This is a genomic window from Marinoscillum luteum (assembly GCF_044005705.1).
GTDB lineage: Bacteria > Bacteroidota > Bacteroidia > Cytophagales > Cyclobacteriaceae > Marinoscillum > Marinoscillum luteum.
Genome location: NZ_JBIPKE010000012.1, coordinates 15,837 through 37,824 on the forward strand (window position 1 = coordinate 15,837; position 21,988 = coordinate 37,824).

Consider the following 21,988-nt stretch of genomic DNA (forward strand, 5'->3'; position numbering starts at 1 on the left):
TTGTATCCCATTGTTGTGGTATTGATGAGGTATGAAATGTAGTGTGATGTAGTATTGATGTATTGTGTTTTCGACTTGTGAGAGACCCTTTCGGATAAATTGTGCAAACGTTTTCAAGCAAAAGGCTTCAGAAACGTCATCGTTTAATTATTAAAAACACAATTAATAAAGTCGATTAGATGGGAATTTTACAAATCATTCAATTTCGAGGATTTTTCACTCTTCTGATGCTGTGTGCCGCTGTGTTTACAGCCTCAGCTCAGGGTAGAGTAATCTCCGGCACCGTGACAGACGGTGGTGATGGCTCAGAGATGCCAGGTGCTACCATTCTGGAGAAAGGTACCAGCAATGGTACCATTACAGATATCGATGGGAAGTATCAACTGACCATCACTGGGGATGATCCGGTTATCATTGTCTCCTTCGTAGGCTTTGAATCTAAAGAGATCAAAGTAGGAGCTCAGTCCGTGATCAATGTGTCTCTGGACATTTCGCTATCAGAACTCAGTGAAGTGGTGGTGATCGGGTATGGTGTTCAGCAAAAGCGTGTAGCCACGGGCTCCATCTCCAAGGTAGACGCCAAGGACATTGAAGGATACAAGGTACCCAATGTACTGTCTGCTATTGACGGCCAGGTTTCTGGAGTCATTGCCGGTGAGTCTTCCGGACAGCCAGGGTCCAGCAAGTCTGTTTTCATTCGTGGGATCAGTACCAATGGCGACAATTCTCCACTATACGTGGTGGATGGTCTTACGGTAAGCGGTATTGATAATCTCAATCCATCGGATATCGAGTCGGTGGATGTATTGAAAGATGCTGCATCTACGGCGATCTATGGGGCGAGAGCTGCCAACGGAGTGATCATTATTACTACTAAAAAAGGTAAGGATGGCACTGGAGTGCTTTCTTATGAGGGATTCACTTCATTTTCTAATCCATGGAAAATGCCCGAAATGCTCAACTCTGAGCAGTATATCGAGCTTACACGTGAAAAGTTCGCCAATAGCAATAGAACAGCCGCTTTAGATGCACTTGGCTTTCCAAATGCCGGGGATGCCACTGCAAATACCAACTGGATGGATGTGATCACTGATCAGGCGACTATGATCAACCATCGCCTGACAGCTACGCTGAATAATTCATACATATCGCTCGACTACTGGGATCAGCAAGGGGTGATCGGAGGTGATAAATCAAACTATAAGCGATATGCCATCCGACTGAATAGCACTAAGAAGGTGAATGATTACTTCACCGTAGGTCAGAATTTCTACCTCAACCGTACGGAAAATCAAAACCTGGGAGTGAACAATGCTTTTGGAACGATGGTGGCCGATGCCTTTGCGTATGACCCTACCACCGATGTATACGACGCTGATGCAGAATATGGTTTTGCTCAGTCTAAATGGGTTCAGAAGGAATACATCAATCCATTGAGTCGCCTGTTCTTAGCGGACAATTCCGGGCATGCGGATCAGATTCAGGGCAATGCATACATAAAGTTTGAACCCATCAAGGGACTGACCTTTCAAAGTGATCTGGGTATTGATTTTAGCTGGTATGATTACCGGTCCTTTACTCCAGACTACAATTATCACCCATCTTTCTTTAGTGTGAACAATAGTATTTCACAGGGATATGGATTTGGGCAAAGAATTCAGTTTGAAAATTACGCCAACTATACCAAAGATTTGGGTAATCACTCTCTGAACGTGGTACTGGGAACTTCTTATTTGGGATCGGAATTCCGCACAGCTGGAGGTTCCACACTGAATATTCCCGATGCGGCTAAGTTCAATGATCAGTTTCAGTACATAGACGCAGGTCAGGATACCAGTGATTTGGCTTTTGGCCGGGCCAGTGTGGATTATAGATTATTGAGCTACTACGGTCGTGTGATTTACGATTACCGTGATAAGTACCTCTTCAGTGTTACTCTTAGACGCGATGGATCGAGTCGGTTTGGAGCCAACAACCGCTGGGGATTCTTCCCTTCTATGTCTGCGGGTTGGGTGATTTCTGATGAAAATTTCTTTCCAACGAGTCCCATCAGTTTCCTAAAAATCAGGTCGAGCTGGGGTGTGAATGGTAATGACAGGATAGGTGATCTGGGCTATTCCTCTCAAGTAGTGAACGCTTTCAGCTATGCGCTGGGTGTAGATCATGCACTCAATCGTGGATCCGCTTTGGCCACTGTTCCTAACCCTAATCTGAAATGGGAGGAGAGTGTGCAGTTCGATGTGGGTTTGGAAATAAAACTCTTCAATGATCAGCTATCAGCAGAATTTGATTATTACGTCAAAACCACTAGGGATCTTTTGGGCAATGAAATTGTGCCAGGGTACCTGGGTGTCACGGATTTCCCTCTATCTAATCTTGGAGAGATTCAAAATAAAGGATTGGAAGCGTCAGTAGCATATAAGCAAAGAATTGGTGGACTTACATTGAACACCCGCTTAAACTACACCACCTTTAAGAACACTGTAAATGAAGTACCTGGTTCATCTACCTACATCAACGGGTGGAGCTGGCCAGTGCGGAACGCTGCCATCACCAGAATGTCTGAAGGCGAACCTGTTGGCCACTTCGTGGGATACAAAACCCTGGGTATTTTCCAGAGTGAAGCAGATGTGTTTTCACACCTGAGCAGCAGCGGGGATGTATTGCAGCCTGACGCATCACCTGGAGATTTGATTTTTGCAGACGTGAACAAAGATGGGGTGATCAATACGGATGACATTACCTCTATCGGATCTCCATGGCCAGATCACATCTTAGGGCTTAGCTTTTCTGCCAATTACAAAGGATTCGATTTCAGTGCACTTTTCTCCACACAAATAGGTCATGATATCTTCCGTACCTATGAGCGATCGGACATCACTTTTACCAATTATCAAACCTTTTGGCTGGACAGATGGACTGAGGAGAACCGCAGTACTAAATACCCAAGATTGGTTTCTAATGATCCAAATGGTAACCAGCGGCCTTCAGATTTCTATGTGGAAGATGGCTCATTTCTTCGTTTGAGAAACATCCAGATAGGCTACAATATTCCAGCATCCATTTTGGAGAAAATTAAGCTGACTGGTGTGCGGGTGTACCTCTCTGGAAACAACCTGCTGACGGTTACCAATTACACCGGATTCGATCCTGAGATCGGTACCAACGGATGGATTCTTGACTCTGGAATAGACAAGGGGTATTATCCATCTAACAAGACCATTGGTGCGGGAGTGAAAATCACCATGTAATTCAATGAACTACGGGTTAAGAAAATTTAAAAACATGAAAGCATTCAAAATAATTATTATCGCCCTTATACTCTGTGTCGCTTGTAGTGAGGAGACTTTAGAGGTGAAGCCAGTGAATCAATACCTGTCAGAGAATTTCTATTCTACCAATGAACAGGTTTATGCGGCCCTCATCGCGGCGTACGACCCCATAGGGTGGTCTATGGCCTTTGGTCAGTGGGTTTCACCTGTGATGTTTGGTGAGATCAGATCGGACAATGCCAATGCTGGCGGGGATCCTTCAGACAATGACCAGCCTGCGTGGCAGGAGCTGGATGATTTTAGGGAAACCAACACCAATACCCTGCTGCAGCCGATCTATCGTAAGCACTATATTGGTGTTTTCAGAGCCAACCTGGTGATTCTTCAGACTGAACTGGCCACTCCTGAGGTAGAGCGCTACAAAGCCGAGGCTAAGTTTTTGAGAGCATATTATCACTTCGAACTTTTCAGACATTTTGGACCTCTGCCAGTAGTCACGGAGCTGCTAACACCAGATGATATCAATCTGGAGCGAAGCACTATGACCGAGATGATGACGGCCATTACCGATGACCTGAAGGCTGCCATAGATGTATTGCCCACTACATTATCAGATGTGGAGGTTGGAAGAGCATCAAGGGGTACTGCGCAGGCGTTGTTAGGCAAAGTGTACCTGTATTGGGCTGATTTGGATGGTGACGATCCTGCCAAATTTGACCTGGCTGCCCAGTATCTCCAGGAAGTTGTGAACTCAGGTCAGTATGCGTTGGTGGATGACTTTTCTACTTTGTTTGATTACGGTACCAAAAATCCAATAGAATCTGTTTTGGAGATTCAGCATACGAACCTATGGCCTGGTGATTGGGGCTGGTTTGAAGGCATCGAAGCGAATGGAATATTGCAGCTATGCGGAATTCGCGGGCTGTGTTCTGGTCACCCTGAGTATGCAGCCGGGTGGGGATTCATGTTACCTACTCAGGATTTGAATGACCATTTTCTTCCGGATGATCAATATAGGAGAGATGTGGCTATTGTGTCGATACCAGAGCTTACTCAGGAGGTGGCAGATGCCGGAGCGGCGGATTGCGGTGTTGTAGTAGACATTACTCAGGTCAACCCTCAGGATCATACGGGGTTCTGGCAGCAGAAATTCTCAAACTACAAAGCTTACAATGGCAATAACGTGAATGGGGGAGACCCTAACCTGACCAAGGATGCGAATACCTATGCCATCAGATATGCTGACGTTCTCCTCATGCTGGCAGAAGCACTGCACAGAGGATCAGGTTCTGATGGGAATGCACTTACCTATATAGATATGGTGCGTGAGCGTGCTGCAGGCCCCGGTGATAATACCGGGAGTTTCAAGACTGGGCAGACCATCATGACTGAGCAAAACTGGACATTGCTGGATCTGATTTGGTATGAGCGCAGAGCTGAGCTGGCGGGCGAAGGTGATCGCTGGTATGACCTGGTCAGGAGTGGCAGAGCTACATCAGATCTTTTCAGTGGTGACCCGATTCGTTCTGGCAATCTGGATCCTCAAAAAGTATGGATTCCTGTGGCGCTGGAAGAAACCAGTGTGGCACATCAGATCTCCACCTATCCAGAAAACGAACTTTTCCAATAATTAAAAGAACCCAAATCAATTAATCTAAACTTAAATCTAATGAAGAAGCAAATGAAAAATTATATCCGAAATGGATGGCTTTTAATGAGTGCGCTTACACTTGTTTTTCTGGCCTCATGTAATGAAGACGAGCCAGAGCCCAAAGAAGTGGTTGCGAGTTTTCAGTTTGAACTTGGCGAGACTAACTTCCTGGAAGTAACTTTTACAAATTTCTCTCAAAACGCCACAACTTATGCATGGGATTTTGGTGATGGCGAGACATCTAACGAGGAAAATCCGGTACACTCCTATGCAGCAGCAGATACTTATGAAGTAAAGCTTACAGCCACCAATGATGCCGGTGAATCAGCTACAAGAACTCAGTCAATTACCCTATCTGATCCGGACGAAGAACTGACTAAATTGGCAGGTGTGGAATCCAAAACATGGATTCTTCAGAGAGAGGGAGTAGTATTGGGTATAGGGCCAGCTGGCGGTGATACCCAGTGGTGGAGTTTCGGTGGTGTGACCCCACATGGTGATCGTCCTTGTATTTTGGATGATGAGTATACATTTAACCGTGCGGACCTTTCCTTTGACAAAAACACGAATGGAACCCTCTTTACAGACGGAACTGGAAATGGCGGATGGAATAATACCGTGCCAGATGTGTGTAACAGTGAGTCTACTGTGGATTGGATGTCTGAGGGAAGCATCGATATGAGCGCTTACAAGAGTGGTGGAGATTATACATTTGAGTTGAGCAGTAATACATTGACTATTTCAGGCGATGGTGTTTACATAGGTTTGGCCAATAAGACCAATGCTGGTGATATAGGTACTGGGCAAAGCCCTCAAAATAAGATTGTTTACTCAATCATTAAATTGGTGGATCATGATGATGTGGATTCACTGCAGCTGGCTATGCAAGTAGACGGAGGGGATGTCTACTGGAGTTTTTTCCTTGTGCATTATGATGATGCTTCTTTGATGCCTCCAATTCCTTCAGCTGAGCCTAGAGCAGTATTTTCATCAGCCGCTGAAAATCTGGTAGTGACCTTCACTAACTCATCAGCCAATGCGACAAGCTACGCGTGGGATTTCGGCGATGGTGGTACTTCTACAGATGAAAATCCGGTACACACTTATGCAGAAGCTGGTGATTACGATGTAACACTTACTGCCAAAGATGACAATGGTTTGACTTCAAGCGTAACACAAACAGTTTCTGTAAGTGCAGCTACTTATTCATCTGAAATATGGGCGTCTGCTGAGGGCAAAGTATGGACACTTGCCCCTGTGGCTGGAGCTTTCAGAGTAGGCCCGGCTATTGGAAGTGGAGAGTGGTTTGCCAGCTCCGCCGATGATGCCACTGCTCGTGCTTGCCAGTATGATGATGAGTTTATATTTGCAACAGATGGCTCCTTTACCTTTGACTCCAAAGGGGCAATGTATGGCGAAGGCTTTATGGGTGTTGATCCTGCCGGATGTGTGAATGATGGGGATATCGGTGGAGTTTATGCAGGTTTCGTGACCAGCACTGGTTACACCTTTGCCACCACTGACGCTACAGACACAGATCGAGCATCTGTTACCGTCACAGGTACTGGCGCCTTCCTTGGATTTAATAAAGGATATAATGGTGGAGAGTACAATGGCTCAGACGCTGCACTCCAGGGAGCTACCACCTACAAAATCTTCTCCTACTTTAACGACGGTACAGTAGAGAGAGTGGATGTAGCTGTGGATATCTCTGCAGAGCAGAACGGAACAGCCTGGTGGACGATGATTTTGCAAGCGCAGTAATACTTCTTCATATTTACTTCAAAATCGGGTGTTCTTGAAACACCCGATTTTATTACCTTTTTAATTAGAAAAATAGAATAAATGCAGTTCTTAAAAAGAAGCTTCTTACCCTCATTGCTCATTTTATCACTTCTTAGCTGTGATTCCAAAGAAGGTGAGCCCTCACCTCAATTACCCGGTATTTCGATCAATGATCTCGAAATCTCCGAAAGAAAGGAAGATTTTAGCATCACCCTGGATGTTACACTTTCTGAAGTTTCAGCTGACCTGGTTGTTGTTTCATACGAAACCATGGAGGGATCTGCTGTGGCTAACCAAGACTTTAAACACATCACTGGACAACTTATTTTTCAAGCTGGTTCGGTACGTGAAAGCATCACTATAACAATACTGGGTGATGAAAAAATGGAGGACGATGAGTCCTTCTCGATACTTCTTTTTGATCCGGCAAATGCCGTAATGAATGATAGTTCGGCGTTGATCGTCATCAAAAACTTTGACACTACACCACCACCCAACGAGCTTGTGATCCCAACTCAGGGGTACACCTCACCAGAGAGTTATGACGGTTGGAATCTTGTATGGCAGGATGAGTTCGATCAGGAATCTCTCAATACCGAAGATTGGACCTACGAGATTGGCAACGGCCATAGTGGGTGGGGAAATAATGAACTGGAATATTATACAAATGAGAATACCTCTATGGTGGATGGCAACCTGGTGATTACTGCCAGGAAGGAATCAAGAGGAGGGTACCACTATACATCATCGAGAATCATCACCAAGAACAAACAGGAATTTAAGTATGGACGGATGGATATCAGAGCCGTGTTGCCCTTTGGTCAGGGTATCTGGCCTGCATTGTGGATGCTGGGTGCTAACATTGATCAGGTAAGCTGGCCGGCTTGTGGTGAAATTGACATTATGGAGTTGATTGGAGGGAACAATCGGGACAATACTACACACGGAACTGCTCACTGGAGCGGCGCCAATGGGTATGCCAACTATGGGGGAAGCAAGAAGTTAAGCTCCGGAATATTCGCAGATGAATATCATGTATTTTCTGTTATCTGGAATGAAAGTTCTATCACGTGGCTACTCGATGGAGTCGAATTTCATGTGATAGACACCACCCCGGCAGATCTTTCTGAGTTTAGAAATGACTTCTTTTTCATATTTAATGTGGCCGTAGGGGGAAATTGGCCGGGAAGTCCTAATACGAGTACTGTTTTCCCACAATACATGATTGTGGACTACATTCGCGTCTTTCAGACACAATAGAAACTAATACAGTAAAATGATTAATTTATTAAAGTGGATACCTGGGGTACTTATTACCTCTCTGACCTTATACAGTTGCTCGCAAGTGAAGAGTGGAAGCCTTTCAGAACAACCTGAGGAAAAGAGATTGGAATTGGTGTGGGAGGATGACTTTACAGATCCTGTACTTGATGATGAGAAGTGGACCGCTACGATCGGCGATGGATGTCCTGATTTTTGTGGTTTTGGAAACAATGAGCTGCAGTATTATTCTGACCGGGAGAAAAACTTAAGAATCGAAGACGGCAAGCTGATCATTCAGGCCTTAAAGGATACCTTGGGCAATGGTGGCTATTCGAGTGCGAAGATCGTGACTAAGGGCAAGGGTGATTGGAAGTACGGTAAAGTGCTGGTGCGGGCAAAGGTTCCTTATGGGCGTGGGACCTGGCCAGCTATATGGATGCTGCCTACCATGGATGGAGAAAGAAAATGGCCTCTGGATGGAGAAATTGACATTATGGAGCATGTAGGCTACAATCAGGGAATGATTTACGGCACCATCCATTCCAAGAAGTATAACCATCTCATAGGTACACAAAAGGTGGACAGTATAGCCTTGCCGGATGCTCATGAAACCTTTCATGACTATGGTTTTGAGTGGTCGGAAGAGTCCATGACCTGGTCCATCGATTCAGAACCTTATTATACCATTCACAAGGGGGATGAAGGCTACGAAGGATGGCCTTTTGATCAGCCGTTTCACCTTATTTTCAACCTGGCTGTAGGAGGAAATTGGGGTGGGAAATATGGTATCGAAGACAGTATCTGGCCTCAGACCCTTGAAATAGATTTTGTAAAAATTTACCAATAAGCACATGACAAAATACCTAAGCCTGGCGATAATCATTTCCATTATTTTCGGTAGTTGCACACCTGCTACCGAAACCAATACCATTTCGGACAAGACCATTTCTTACAAAGTGGATAGCCTCATGTCGCTGATGACGCTAGCGGAGAAAATCGGTCAAACCAACATGTTTAATGGTACATGGGAATTTACAGGTCCTATTCCTGCTGACAATAGCAGTCAGGAGAAGGCTGAGCAAATCAAGAATGGGATGGTAGGAGCCATGATCAACGTGCTTTCTGCGAAAGCTACCAGAGAAGCTCAGAAAATGGCGGTAGAAAATAGCCGCTTAGGGATACCACTGCTTTTTGGATATGACGTCATACATGGGTACAAGACCATGCTTCCTGTGCCGCTGGCACAGGCTGCTAGTTGGAGTGAGGATGCTGCCCGCCAGGGGGCGGAAATAGCTGCTAGGGAGGCAGCTTCCGCAGGCCAACACTGGACATTCTCACCAATGATAGATGTGAGCCGGGATGCCCGATGGGGGCGAATCATGGAAAGCGCAGGAGAAGACCCCTACTTGAGCTCAGTGATGGCCAGAGCGTGGGTGCAGGGATATCAGGGAAAAAGCCTGGCTGATCCTGTTTCCATAGCCGCTTGCGCTAAGCATTTTGCGGCCTATGGTTTTGCAGAAGCAGGCAGAGACTACAATACCGTGGATATATCGGATCAGACATTGTACAATGTTGTTTTTCCACCGTTCAAGGCCGCATCTGATGCAGGTGTGGCTACTTTTATGAATGCATTCAATGAAATTAACGGAGTTCCGGCCACAGGGAGCACGTTCTTACAGCGTGACATTCTTAAGGGGGCCTGGGGATTTGAGGGGTTCATGGTCTCTGATTGGGGATCCATAGGAGAGATGGTGACTCATGGGTTTGCACGGGATAATAAGCATGCTGCGGAGCTGGCAATGAATGCCGGTAGTGATATGGACATGGAATCTCGCGCATACGAACGAGAGTTGGAAGGGCTTATAACAGAGGGTAAGGTAGATATAGTGGCGCTGGATGATGCCGTAAAACGAATTTTGAAATTGAAGTATGCACTGGGCCTGTTTGAGGATCCTTATCGGTACTGTGATGAGCAAAGAGAGAAGGAAACCTTGCTGGCTGTGGAAAATTTGCAGGGCGCCAGGGAAATTGCTCGAAAAACAATGGTTTTGTTTAAAAATGAAAACAATATTCTTCCCTTATCTAAAGAAGTGAAGTCCGTTGCAGTGATAGGGCAACTCGCTGGTAGTAAGGATATTCCTCTTGGAAACTGGAGAGGTCAGGCAGTCACTAATTCTGCTGTTTCTTTATTGGAGGGTGTACAAAGTGCGGTGAGTGATCAGTCAAAAGTGGCTTTCGCAGAAGGGTATATTCTTTCCACGGGCACAAGGGACTTTATCCATGAGTTGGATATTCAGCCAGGGGACGAAAGCGGGTTTGCTGAAGCCATCAGGTTAGCCAAATCCTCCGAAGTGGTGATCATGGCTGTTGGTGAAGATTGTTTTCAGACAGGTGAGGGCAGGAGTCAGGCTGACATTGCACTCAAAGGAAATCAGCAGCAGCTGTTAATGGAGGTTTTAAAAGTCAATAAAAACGTGATTGTGGTATTGATGAACGGCAGGCCATTGGCTATTCCTGAGGTTATGGATCAGGCCCCGGCAATTATCGAAGCATGGTTCGCCGGGTCTGAGGCAGGCAATGCCATTGCTGATGTGATTTTTGGAGATTATAACCCTTCAGGTAAGCTTCCGGTATCATTCCCTCACCATGTAGGTCAGGAGCCTCTGCACTACGACCGCAAGAATACAGGAAGACCTGTTACTAATGACTTTGATAGTGGGCTTGTCTTTTGGTCGCACTACACAGATGCACCCACAGAATCTTTGCTTCCATTTGGGTTTGGGTTGAGTTATTCCACGTTTGAATATTCCAACTTTTCCGTTACCCCAAAGGAGAAAGGAGCGACCGTCACCGTGGATGTTACCAATTCATCCAAAATAGATGGAACGGAGACGGTTCAGGTTTACGTTCGGGATGTCGTGGCCACTGTGACACAACCCGTCAAGCGACTGGTGGATTTTCAGCAAATGGAGGTATCAGCAGGAGAGACCAGAAAAGTTACTTTCGACCTATCAGAGGAGGACTTTGGTTTTTATCATAAAAACTATGACTTCTACGCAGAAGATGGTGTGTTCGATGTAATGATAGGAGGAAACTCCAGAGATTTACAGTCTATAGGGGTAACCCTCTCATTCTGAGCACTCAGCAGCTGCTTGTCCATTGTTTGTGAGGATAATTTGGTGAAATTCAGGTGGTTTGGTTCCTAAAGAATACCTAAAATAGGGGGTTGCTATTATAAATATTTTTAAGGTACTTAGTACTTTACAAAGAATTTACACGAACAGCATTTCTATGAAGACCAAGATTATCACCGCATCGATTGTAGTTTTATCCCTGATTGCTAATGTGTTGGATGCTCAGGAGATAAGGAAGGCTACTGAATCTGAAATTTCCACTTATAAGGAACAGCTGAGTAAAAAAACGGAGGAACACAGGACTGACCTGACGGTTAATCCTTCTGCCAATACTACCAATGTGGCACAGTCCACTCCCAAGGCTCAGGAGCAGACCTCTGCCCAGAAGATTGAGGAAAAAATGGCCCTTGAAAATACTGATAAGTCTATTGAATACCGCGAGCTGGCGCTAGAACGTGTTATTAAGGAGTTCAATGAGAAAAAGCAAAAGCCAATGCAGGATGTGGGACAGCCTTCATTTGAGCGGGTGACCCCAAAATCGGCGGAGGATTTAAAGGAGTCTGATGATGTTTTTTTAGAAGATGAAGATCTAAAGGCCCTTAAGCTTTCCATCCACCAAAAAAATATTGATGCTCAAAAAAGACTCATAGAAAATGGCTTTGGTTCGGCTAATGAACGAAGCTCAGTGCGCAACACCAAAGCGGCTGAGATTAAACCCACTAACACTAAAGGTGACTCATGGTATCAGTCACTTGCTGGAGGCTCCCAATCTCATACTGAGGGTACCTGGGAAGATCGGGAAGAAGAATTGAGACAGCAAGCCAGGGAAAGATCCAAGGAAAAGGCCACAAGGGATTCAAGACAAACCGAACGTATCGGTTTTCAAGCTGACTCTACGGTGACTTCCGATTCACTGGCTTTGGTGGATTTATACTTTGCGTTGAATGGAGATTTTTGGTATGATAATGCCAACTGGCTATCTGGTCCTGTCAATACCTGGTCAGGTGTAGACTGGGCTAGTTACGAGTATGAAGTGGTAGGAGATACAAGCTCGACCTTCAAAACAGTAGTGTTTGTGACAGGATTGACCCTATATGATAATAATCTTTCGGGTGCTTTACCAGCTTCTATCGGTGATTTGGATTCATTGTCTTATTTGAATTTGGGTTATAATTCGATTACCGGGGATCTGCCAGCAGAAATAGGCAACCTGACCAAGCTAAGTTACCTTGATATAGGAGGTAATTTCTTCACCTCACTGCCTGGTACAATTGGTAATCTTACAAACCTGAATGGTTTAAGTATTTGGAATAGAACCTATGATAACGAAGGTTATTTTGTCACGGATGGAATGACTGATCTGCCCACAAGTCTGTGGACGCTTACTCAGATTAACAGTCTGGATCTGGGAGGACATCAATTAAGTAGCATTCCAGGTGAGTTGGGCAACCTTACCAATCTTGGATACTTATGGCTCTGGGGTAACGCTCTTCAAAGCCTTCCTACATCCATTGGTAATCTGGCGAACCTGGAGGTTTTATATCTGGATGGTAATCAAATCACATCTGTTCCTTCTGAGATCGGCAGTCTTACCAAACTAAGAGAATTAAATTTAGGTCAAAACCAACTAACCGAACTTCCGGAAGCTATCGGAAGCCTGGATTCGCTCCGTTATTTGTATGCTCACAACAATCAACTTACGTCGCTGCCTACAGGGATAGGAAGCTTACCGAAATTGGAATACATTGGTCTTTGGCACAACTTCCTGACCACTGATATTTCCGATTTCTTTGGGTTAAGCACTTTGCAATCATTGGTTATTTATGACAATCAACTCACAGGAACACTCGATGGTGTTTCAGGATTAACCAATATTCATGAACTTTCTATTGGGTCAAATCAAATCAGTGGGAGTATCCCACCGGAAATTGGATCGCTAACAAATTTGAATTACCTGTGGGTGGATAATAACCAGTTAAGTGGTTCACTACCGGCCGAACTTTTCGAGTTACCTGCCATTCAGCAAATTGATGTTGGCTATAATCAGATTACAGGAGAATTCCCCGTGACCTCAGGAACAGAGTCTTTATACCAGTTAAGATTAGGTGGAAATGGAATCACCGCACTCTCCTCAGGTATTGGAAACTTCCCAGGCCTGGTTTCATTGTCTATCGAGTTCAATGAAATTAGCGGTTCTTTGCCCGCGGAATTAAGTGGGGACACATCCCTCGTTTATTTTTATGCCTATCGTAATCAGCTTTCAGGCACTATTCCTGAATCTTACTCTAGTCTGACTCATCTGGCGGAACTGGTGCTTGACGATAACCTGTTCGACGGGGAGCTGCCAACTGCTATCGGTAGCTGGACGGAAATGTCCATCTTCAGTATCTCTCGAAATGGCTTTGTTGGAGCCGTTCCTGCGTCATTGAATAATCTGGAGTTTTTGCAGGAGTTATGGATAGACAATAACCAACTCACCAGTCTTCCCGATTTGAGTGGACTATACTCTTTGTCGGGTGTTTGGGCGTATAACAATTACTTCGAGTTTGATGACTTTGAGCCGTTGATGCAGACCTACGCCGGGTTCAATTTAGGACCTCAGTATATCCCGGAACCTACTTTTGAGATTGTATCTGAGGGAACGGAGGTATTAATTGATGCTACTGTTGGTGGAAGCCAGAATCACTATCAGTGGTACTTCAACGGAGAGTGGCTCGACGCAGGTGATACTTCAGTATTGGTGATTTCAAATTTGAATCGTGAATCAGCTGGTACCTACTGGTGCGAAATTTATAATGATTCGGTCACTAATCAGACGGGTCTCCATTTGTATAGTGGGGATCAGACCTATTGGATTTCGGCACCCGTAACCCAAGGCGATTCGCTTGCCCTGGTGGATATATACAAGGCCACCCGTGGCAGGGACTGGTATAACGCCAACAATTGGCTGAAGTCGCCGGTGGCGATGTGGGAAGGTGTATTTCTGAAAGATGGGAGGGTGACCAAATTAGATTTGTATGATAAAAATATGCAACGTGGCTTACCTCCTTCTATTGGGGATTTGGACGCCCTGGAGTGGTTAAGTTTATACTATAATCCTGGCCTACAATCCATACCCGGGGAGTTGTATTCTCTTACCAACCTCCATTATTTGGATTTGGACATTACAGGTATTACTAAAATTTCGCCATCTATTAGTCTTCTCACCAACATGGATACCCTTTGGATTGGGGGAAACAATTACGAAACCAAAATTCCCGTAGAGGTTTTCAGTCTTACGAAACTCAAAGTACTGGAAATGGCTGGTGCCGGATTTAGAGGAGCTATTCCAAATGAAATAGGATCATTGACTGAGCTAGAAGCCTTGTGGATCAGTAATATGCCAAAAGTGAGAGGAGATATCCCTGCTTCAATGGCATCCCTGTCTAAATTGTCGTTTTTGAACTTGTCCGGTACACCTTTTACAGGAGGGCTGGAGAATATTGCCGGGATTACCAGTCTGAAATCGCTATTTCTCTACAACAGCCCGCTTGCTCTGACCACTTTGCCTTCCAGCTTGTCGGGCCTGACGAATCTTGAGAGCCTCAATATGAGTGGTGGAGATTTTTCTGCTGGACTTCCTGCTGTGATTTGGGAGTTCAACCAGCTGAAGAGGTTGACCTTGGCTTATATGCAGATAACTGAGGTGCCGGCAGAGTTATCTGTCCTGAGTCTTGAATACCTCAATATTGGAAATAATTCTATTACTGGTGGGCTTCCTGCAGATATGAACGTGGATCAAATGAAGTATATCTACTTTCATAACAACGAGATAGATGATATTTCGGTGTTGGAAAATGCCAGCTTATTAGAGACCTTGATAGGATATAATAACCGTCTGGACTTTGCAGACCTCACTCCACTGGTCTCTTATTTTGAAAACAATCAGGGATTCTTTGATGTCTCTTATCAACAGCCTTTGCCAGTCTCTTCTGACTACATTCAATTGTCCGTAGGAGAGTCACTTAATCTCAGTGTAGATATTACACCTGATAGCATTACCTATATTGATTGGTTTCATAATGGGTCCTATGTGGGCTCTGGTACTACATTCACTATAGATTCAGTCACCAATCCACATTCAGATGGGTACTATGAAGCCTATCTCTATCACGACGTGATCTCATCTCTGGCAGGGTTACAGCTTTACACTCCACCTGTGGAAGTACAGGTAGTGGAAGCAGTATTGGAGGCAGATTCTTCAGCTTTGGTTGCATTTTACAATACTATAGACAACTCATCCGAGCGATTGTATAATTGGCTAGAGGGTCCGGTGGAAACCTGGGAAGGGGTAGAAGCTTACGGGGGCAGGGTGTATGGACTTAGCCTATATGGACTAGAAGGAAGCTTATCCGGAACTGCCCTGTCAGGTTTGGATGCTTTGTCTTTCATTTCGATATACGGAGGAAACCTCACGGGAGGCATTCCAGCTGAAATCTTTTCATTACCCAACCTTAATTTTATTGATCTGGCATACAACAATCTATCGGGGAGCATACCTCTGGAGATTGGCAACGCTTCTCAATTAGGTTATATTGGGTTTTCCGGAAACTTGCTGTCAGGTGCCATCCCTTCAGAAATTGGCCAAATAGGTAATCTTCATGAGCTCTTCTTAGACAACAACCGACTGACCGGAGCAGTACCTGAGAGTTTTAATCAGGTTCAGTGGGGTGCTCTTGGGTTAGACAGAAACCATCTGGAGGACCTTCCTGCAGGGCTGGATACGGCTCTGATGTACGCCTATCATGTGAACTTTGAATATAATCAGTTTGATTATGAAGATTTAGCACGAGCCTCGGGTAACACAGTTTATTCAGATTATACTTATGCTCCTCAGGAAAGCACACGGGATATTTACTTCACGGGTGATGCCACGGTGGGTGGTACAGTTACGCTTCATGCTGAGCGTCAGGACCCCAATGACGAGTTTTACTGGTATAAGGGGGATAAGTATTCTTTTGAACCCTATTATTTTGAGTTTGGGTATACTGGTACTGATTCTACATTCACCTTTACCATAGATTCAGACTGGGATCAGACCAAGTATATGGCTGTCGTAAGAAATTCGGGCTATAAAAACGGTGATTATCGCTTCCTTTCTAGCCAGTTGGTTGTTGATCCATATGAAAGAAGATTTGCATCCTCCATGTCGGCTAGTCCTATTGAGGCGAGTAGCTTGGGATCTGATATAGGTGGAGTGGGAGCACCCGATACACCACCTATTATGGAGGGTGAAGGCTGGGAATGGTGGCTCTATGATAGCTGGTGGCATAATGCCATTGAGCCCGATTTGGACACGTTGAAAATGTATTATTCAGACAGTGCGATTGCCATCGATTATGTGAGACTTCATTCTCCGGGTGGTGAACTAAATGTCACCACAATGACCCTTCATGGCACTGGTGGTGAAAAACTTGTAGTACCTGTATATCGGGAAATTTATCAACATGAAAACCAGCTGAAATTTCCGAAAACAAGTTTTGCCGTAAATCAGATAGACTTTGCTGTGACTAATGGTTCAGTTGATGCTATAGAAATTGGTGATTCAGGAGCCGATGGGATTGATCCACCGATCTTAAGTGATTTTTATACGGAAATAGGTAGGGATTACCTTTTTGTAGAAGTGATTAATCCGGGATTTGCGGACTATATCGTTCTGGAGAGAGGTACTGATGGGGTGAATTTTGACGTGATTGATACCATAGGTTTTACCGGCTGGTATTTCGATGCGGTTTCACCAGGCACTTACTATTATAGAGCAAAAGCAGGTTATCCTACTTTCGGAGCTGAGAGTGGTTACTCAAATGTCCTGGAGACAGGTAATTGTAACCCTGTAGTTCCTTTGGATAAGGTTTGGGCTGGTGTGAGTACTGGCTTGGGTGATTATGAAGGAATCACGAGCACCAGGGACTCTGTGTTTATTTATGAATCATGGAGCTACGCCACCTTCAATGTGTCGGATATGACAGCTGGCTGGTATGATCAATTCTGGGGCTATCATGAGGAGCTTGGTTTCTTTAGGGAGAAATGTGATAATTTGAGTGGCTATTCTGAATACGGACAAGTATCTGAGGTCAGTGCAGTGTATGAGAATGATACCCTTTATTTGGAATGGAAGGATTTTGGAAACAACCTTCATGTAATATCTAAATTCTACGTGATAGGGGATGCTCCCGAAAATGAGTTGTACGAATTGTATGAGCCTGAAAATGTTACTGCTTATCTAATGAGCAGTGCCTCAATAGGGCTTACCTGGAACTCCTCGGATGGCGCCAGCGAATTTGTCATTCAAAGGTCAGAAGGTGATGCCACCAATTTTGCGAATGTAGATACCGTAACCAATCAGCTAAAATATGCAGATGTCAATACACTAGACGGTAGACACTACTACTATAGGGTGATCGCTAAGTCGGGCAACCTTACTTCATATCCTTCGGAAGAAGCTAATATCATTCATAAAGCATCGCTATTTGAACCTGTTTCCAACGCAGTGACAGAAGATATTACCAGAACGAGTTATGGCGGGTCATGGGCAGATTTTGATGGAGATGGCGATGATGATCTTTATGTCACAAATGCATTTGAGCTTGCAGCGAATTTCCTTTATGAAAACACGGGAAATGGTACTTTCAAAAAGATCATAGGGACGATAGCCACTACGGAAATCGGATTTACCAGATCTGCATCATGGGGAGACTATGACAATGACGGGTTTACGGACCTCTTCGTGCCATTTAATGGAGAAGGAGATAGAGTTTATAGAAATACCGGAAGCAAGAGTTTTGTGAAAACGAACGCCGTTGTGGCTACCACTACGACAGATTTTGGATCAGAATCGGGTGTTTGGGTGGATCTGGATAATGACGGAAACCTTGATCTCGTTACTTCTGCAGGTTTTGTCTTTACCAATGATGGTGCCGGCGCTCTGGCTCTGTCAGCTACATTAGAATCTCCTGATGGTTTGCTTCCTGACTTGCCAATACTTATCTGGACAGTGAGCAATGTTGATTTTGATAATGATGGTGATCAGGATATCTATTTCACAGGAGACCAGCAGAACATGCTCTTTGTGAACGATGGCACCGGTCAGTTATCCTATGTGGAGAACACCATTTCTAACGATTTTGTAAGAGGTCGGGGCTACACCTGGGCAGATTTCAATAATGACGGTTTCCTTGATTTGATCACTGGCGACCGAAATACAGAGGCCCTTGGTATGTACCTCAATGATCAGAGTGGTGGTTTTGAGTTTTTGCATATTACTGCGCTGACCAATGACTATGATGGAGAAGATGATGTTCAATTTGGTAGAGGATACACCAGTGGTGACATGAATAATGATGGTTGGCAAGATCTGGTTTGGACCATAGAAGATAGGGCTTATATTCTCTATAATGCGGGTAATCTCACTTTTGACCTGGTAGATGTGGATGAGCAGGCATTCCCGGCTACCAACATTTTCTCACACGTTTCACTGGCTGATGTGAATGGAGATGGTGCATTGGATATCTTCTTGCCTAATCAGGATTTCAATGGACACAACTATATCTATGTGAACAATGTGAAAACCAACAACTGGATTAGCGTAAAGCTGAAGGGAATTGAATCGAATAGATCCGGTATTGGTGGACGAGTAAGGGTGAAGGCGAACAATACCTGGCAGGTTCAGGCCGTGACTTCTCAAAATGGTATTAGCAGTGGTAATAGTTTGCGAACAGAATTCGGAATAGGAACCGCCACGGTGGTTGATAGTATCGCCGTGGATTGGCCATCAGGTCTTACCACCTATGCACTGAATGTTACACCAAATAAGTTCATGACCATGGTGGAGGTTCCAGTGGCATCCGGACCTACAGTAAATGAGGGCGATTCTACAGCCCTGGTAGCACTCTATAATGGTACTGCTGGTGCTGGTTGGATTAAGAATGAGGGCTGGTTGGAAGGATCTCCACTCGCATGGGAAGGAGCTAACTTTGATGACAATGGAAGGCTGGTTTCACTGATTCTTAATGATAACAACCTGGTTGGAACGATTCCTACAGAGATTACCAACCTTACTGCGTTGGAGGTGCTGGATCTTAGTGGAAACCAACTAACCGGAAAAATTCCGGAAGCACTGGGTAATATGACCACTCTTTATAACCTTTCGTTGAATGATAATCAACTGCAAGGAACCATACCAGCTTCTGTGGGGTCTTTGGTCAATCTTCAAAACCTGGATTTGTACAACAATAACTTCCTGGGAGAACTACCTGCTACTTTAGGTAGCTTATCTGAATTGAGACAATTTGAGATCCATAACAATGGCTTCATCGGTTTTGTGCCAGCCAATATTGGTACGTTGACCAATTTGCAAGTATTGCGTTTGGATCACAATGATTTTGAAGGACCTCTACCTGAAGGATTGGGAGGCATGGCAAGTTTGCAAGTACTTTATGTGAATGACAACCACTTCACAGAGTCACTTCCCGCTACTCTCGGAGGGCTTAGTGAGCTGTTGCAGTTGAAGGTTCAGAATAATGAGTTTTCAGGGGATCTGCCTGCGAGCTTGTCTGCGCTTACGGGTATTCAATACATAGATATTAGTAATAACCTCTTTTCTGGCTCATTGAGTCCATTGGCTGAGTTGGATACTATTTATTATCTAAACGCTGACAGAAACAGGTTCACCGCTCTTCCCGATTTCGCTTCTAATTCTGCTGATACCATTTATGTAAGGAATAATTCGCTTGATTTCGAAGGGTTTGAGTTGAACGCGAGTTTGATCCAGGATGGAAGGCTTTTGGTTAACCCTCAGGATTCTCTTTTTGCCAGAGTAGACTCACTTCACAATGTAGGGGTCGGGATTGAGATCTTCTTCGAAATAGGAGGAGCCTCAAATAGCTATACCTGGAAGTTTAATGGCGAGGTGCTCGAATCCAGTGATGGCATTGATGTTTTTGAGAGCTCAGTGTTGATTGCGAGTCCTGATACTCCTAACGAAGGTGAATATATTTTGGAGATTACCAATGAAAGCTTCCCGGATGTGAAGCTGGTAACCAGGCCATTTAATCTGAAACTATCTTCACTTGAGCGGGACAGACAAGCTTTATTAGCATTTAAAGATGCTGTGGATAAAGGCGCTTTCAAATTCGATCTGACCACCTGGACAGGAGATGTTTCCAGTAGTTGGGAAGGTGTGACTGTAGAGGAGAATAGGGTTACCGCTCTGTCTTTGCCTGCGGAGATTGATACAGACCTGACTGACGGTGATCAGAGCAGAATACTGGAGGGTAATGTACCACCATCGTTTGCTGATTTGAGCGGTCTGGTTACTTTGAATTTGAAAGGTAACTACCTAAGGTCTTTCCCGAATGTCTCCAAGTGGCCTTCTATTACCGCGGTTGACATTAGCAATAACAGGTTGGCATTTAAAGACATCATTCCAAACCTGGGACTGAAGAATACAGCGACATTTAATTATGTTCCTCAGCGCAGGTATGACGAGACCGTTTATGACACCATTCAGGCAGGTGAAAACCTTCAGTTGGGTATCCAAATGAGTGGCACAGGCCTTCAGTACCAATGGAAATTTGGGGCTTATATCCCGGGACAGCCTTATAACAATGATGTTGCCAATATCACTGGAGCCAATTCAAGAGTACTCCAAATAGAGAGTATCGACTACAGTAAAATGGGAACTTACAGGGTGGAGGTTACTCATCCTCAGGTACCTGATCTCACCATTACCAGTAGAAATAAGAACATCATGGCAAGTACTGATATCTTCGGGACCGTCTTTGCCGACAATAGCAATACTTTGCTCACGGATGGTCAGGTAATTATCTACAGAAGAACTCCAGCTGGGCCATTTGTTCCAGAGGATACCACAGAGGTGGATGCTACCGGATTATATGGATTCAGTAATGTGGTTTTGGGAGATTTCATTGCCCTGGCCAGACCTGTTCGAAGCATCTTCCCAAATACCATTCCTACCTATTATGAGCAGGCTGAGCTGTATGCTGATGCCACCACCATAGAGGTGAGAGAAAGGATAGAGGGAGTTGATATCCAGATGATCTTTTATCAGGATCCTACAATTATTGAAACCGGTGCGGATTTCGTAGGAGAGCTGTTTACTGATATTGAAGATCAGGGAATTGTTGATGAAGAAGGGTCCAGAGTCAATGCTCGACGAAAAGTTAAGCGAGCGGCTTGTTCCATGCGTAGGTTTGTGAGGAGTGGAAGAGGTGTCCAGGAGGACATTTATGAACTCTACGCTTATGTGGAATCGGACGACGAAGGAAGGTTTAACTTCGAGGGTGTAGAAGAAGGTAAATACCTGCTGAACATTGAATACCCCGGAGTTCCGATGGACCCGAGTTCAGATATCGAATTTATAGTAGGAGGAGATAAGGAAAATCAGTTATTTACGCTTACTGCTGTGATTACGGAGAATGGAATTGAGGTGGAAGCTACTGAAGTCTTGTACTCTCTGAAGCCATATATTAAAGATGTAAGGTTGTATCCAAACCCTACTGAAAGCATACTCACAGCGGACTTTCTGGTTTACCGAAAACTCAATGATCTGAAGATGGAAGTAGTGGATGTGAAAGGTATTAAGCTATGGGAGCAGGCGCTTAACCCTAAAATGGGAGTTCAAAGCACCAGAGTAGATTTGACTACCTATCCCACAGGAGTATACTTCATAGTCTTTACCGATGAGGCCGGAACGTTTAGGCAGCAGGTGAAGATCGGCAAGAAATAGTTTCGAACCTTCGGAACAGTAAACGTCCTCTCAGGTTCTGAGAGGACGTTTTTTTTATTCAGGCACCTGATAGGAGAGAACTACCTATTTTTAGGTA

General features: G+C 44.6%; 7 protein-coding genes. All 7 read left to right on the forward strand.

Annotated features, from left to right (window positions below; all coding sequences use genetic code 11):
- Positions 1-179 precede the first annotated feature (179 nt).
- Positions 180-3,251, forward strand: a complete 3,072-nt coding sequence (locus ACHKAR_RS03550) for a SusC/RagA family TonB-linked outer membrane protein (RefSeq protein ID WP_395416190.1) — start codon at positions 180-182, stop codon at positions 3,249-3,251.
- A 34-nt stretch (positions 3,252-3,285) separates the two neighbouring features.
- Positions 3,286-4,902: a RagB/SusD family nutrient uptake outer membrane protein gene (locus ACHKAR_RS03555; protein ID WP_395416191.1), complete on the forward strand. Its 1,617-nt coding sequence runs from the start codon at positions 3,286-3,288 to the stop codon at positions 4,900-4,902.
- A gap of 39 nt (positions 4,903-4,941) precedes the next feature.
- Positions 4,942-6,687, forward strand: coding sequence for a PKD domain-containing protein (locus ACHKAR_RS03560; RefSeq protein WP_395416192.1), 1,746 nt, complete (start codon positions 4,942-4,944; stop codon positions 6,685-6,687).
- An 81-nt stretch (positions 6,688-6,768) separates the two neighbouring features.
- A complete protein-coding gene (locus tag ACHKAR_RS03565; protein WP_395416194.1) occupies positions 6,769-7,968 on the forward strand; it encodes a family 16 glycosylhydrolase in 1,200 nt (399 codons plus the stop codon).
- A 16-nt stretch (positions 7,969-7,984) separates the two neighbouring features.
- On the forward strand, positions 7,985-8,818 hold the full coding sequence (locus ACHKAR_RS03570) for a glycoside hydrolase family 16 protein (RefSeq protein WP_159578557.1): 834 nt from the start codon (positions 7,985-7,987) through the stop codon (positions 8,816-8,818).
- A gap of 4 nt (positions 8,819-8,822) precedes the next feature.
- Positions 8,823-11,108: a beta-glucosidase BglX gene (gene bglX, locus ACHKAR_RS03575; protein ID WP_395416195.1), complete on the forward strand. Its 2,286-nt coding sequence runs from the start codon at positions 8,823-8,825 to the stop codon at positions 11,106-11,108.
- 154 nt (positions 11,109-11,262) lie between these two features.
- Complete coding sequence (locus ACHKAR_RS03580; protein ID WP_395416196.1) at positions 11,263-21,891, forward strand: leucine-rich repeat domain-containing protein; 10,629 nt, start codon at positions 11,263-11,265, stop codon at positions 21,889-21,891.
- Positions 21,892-21,988: the final 97 nt, after the last annotated feature.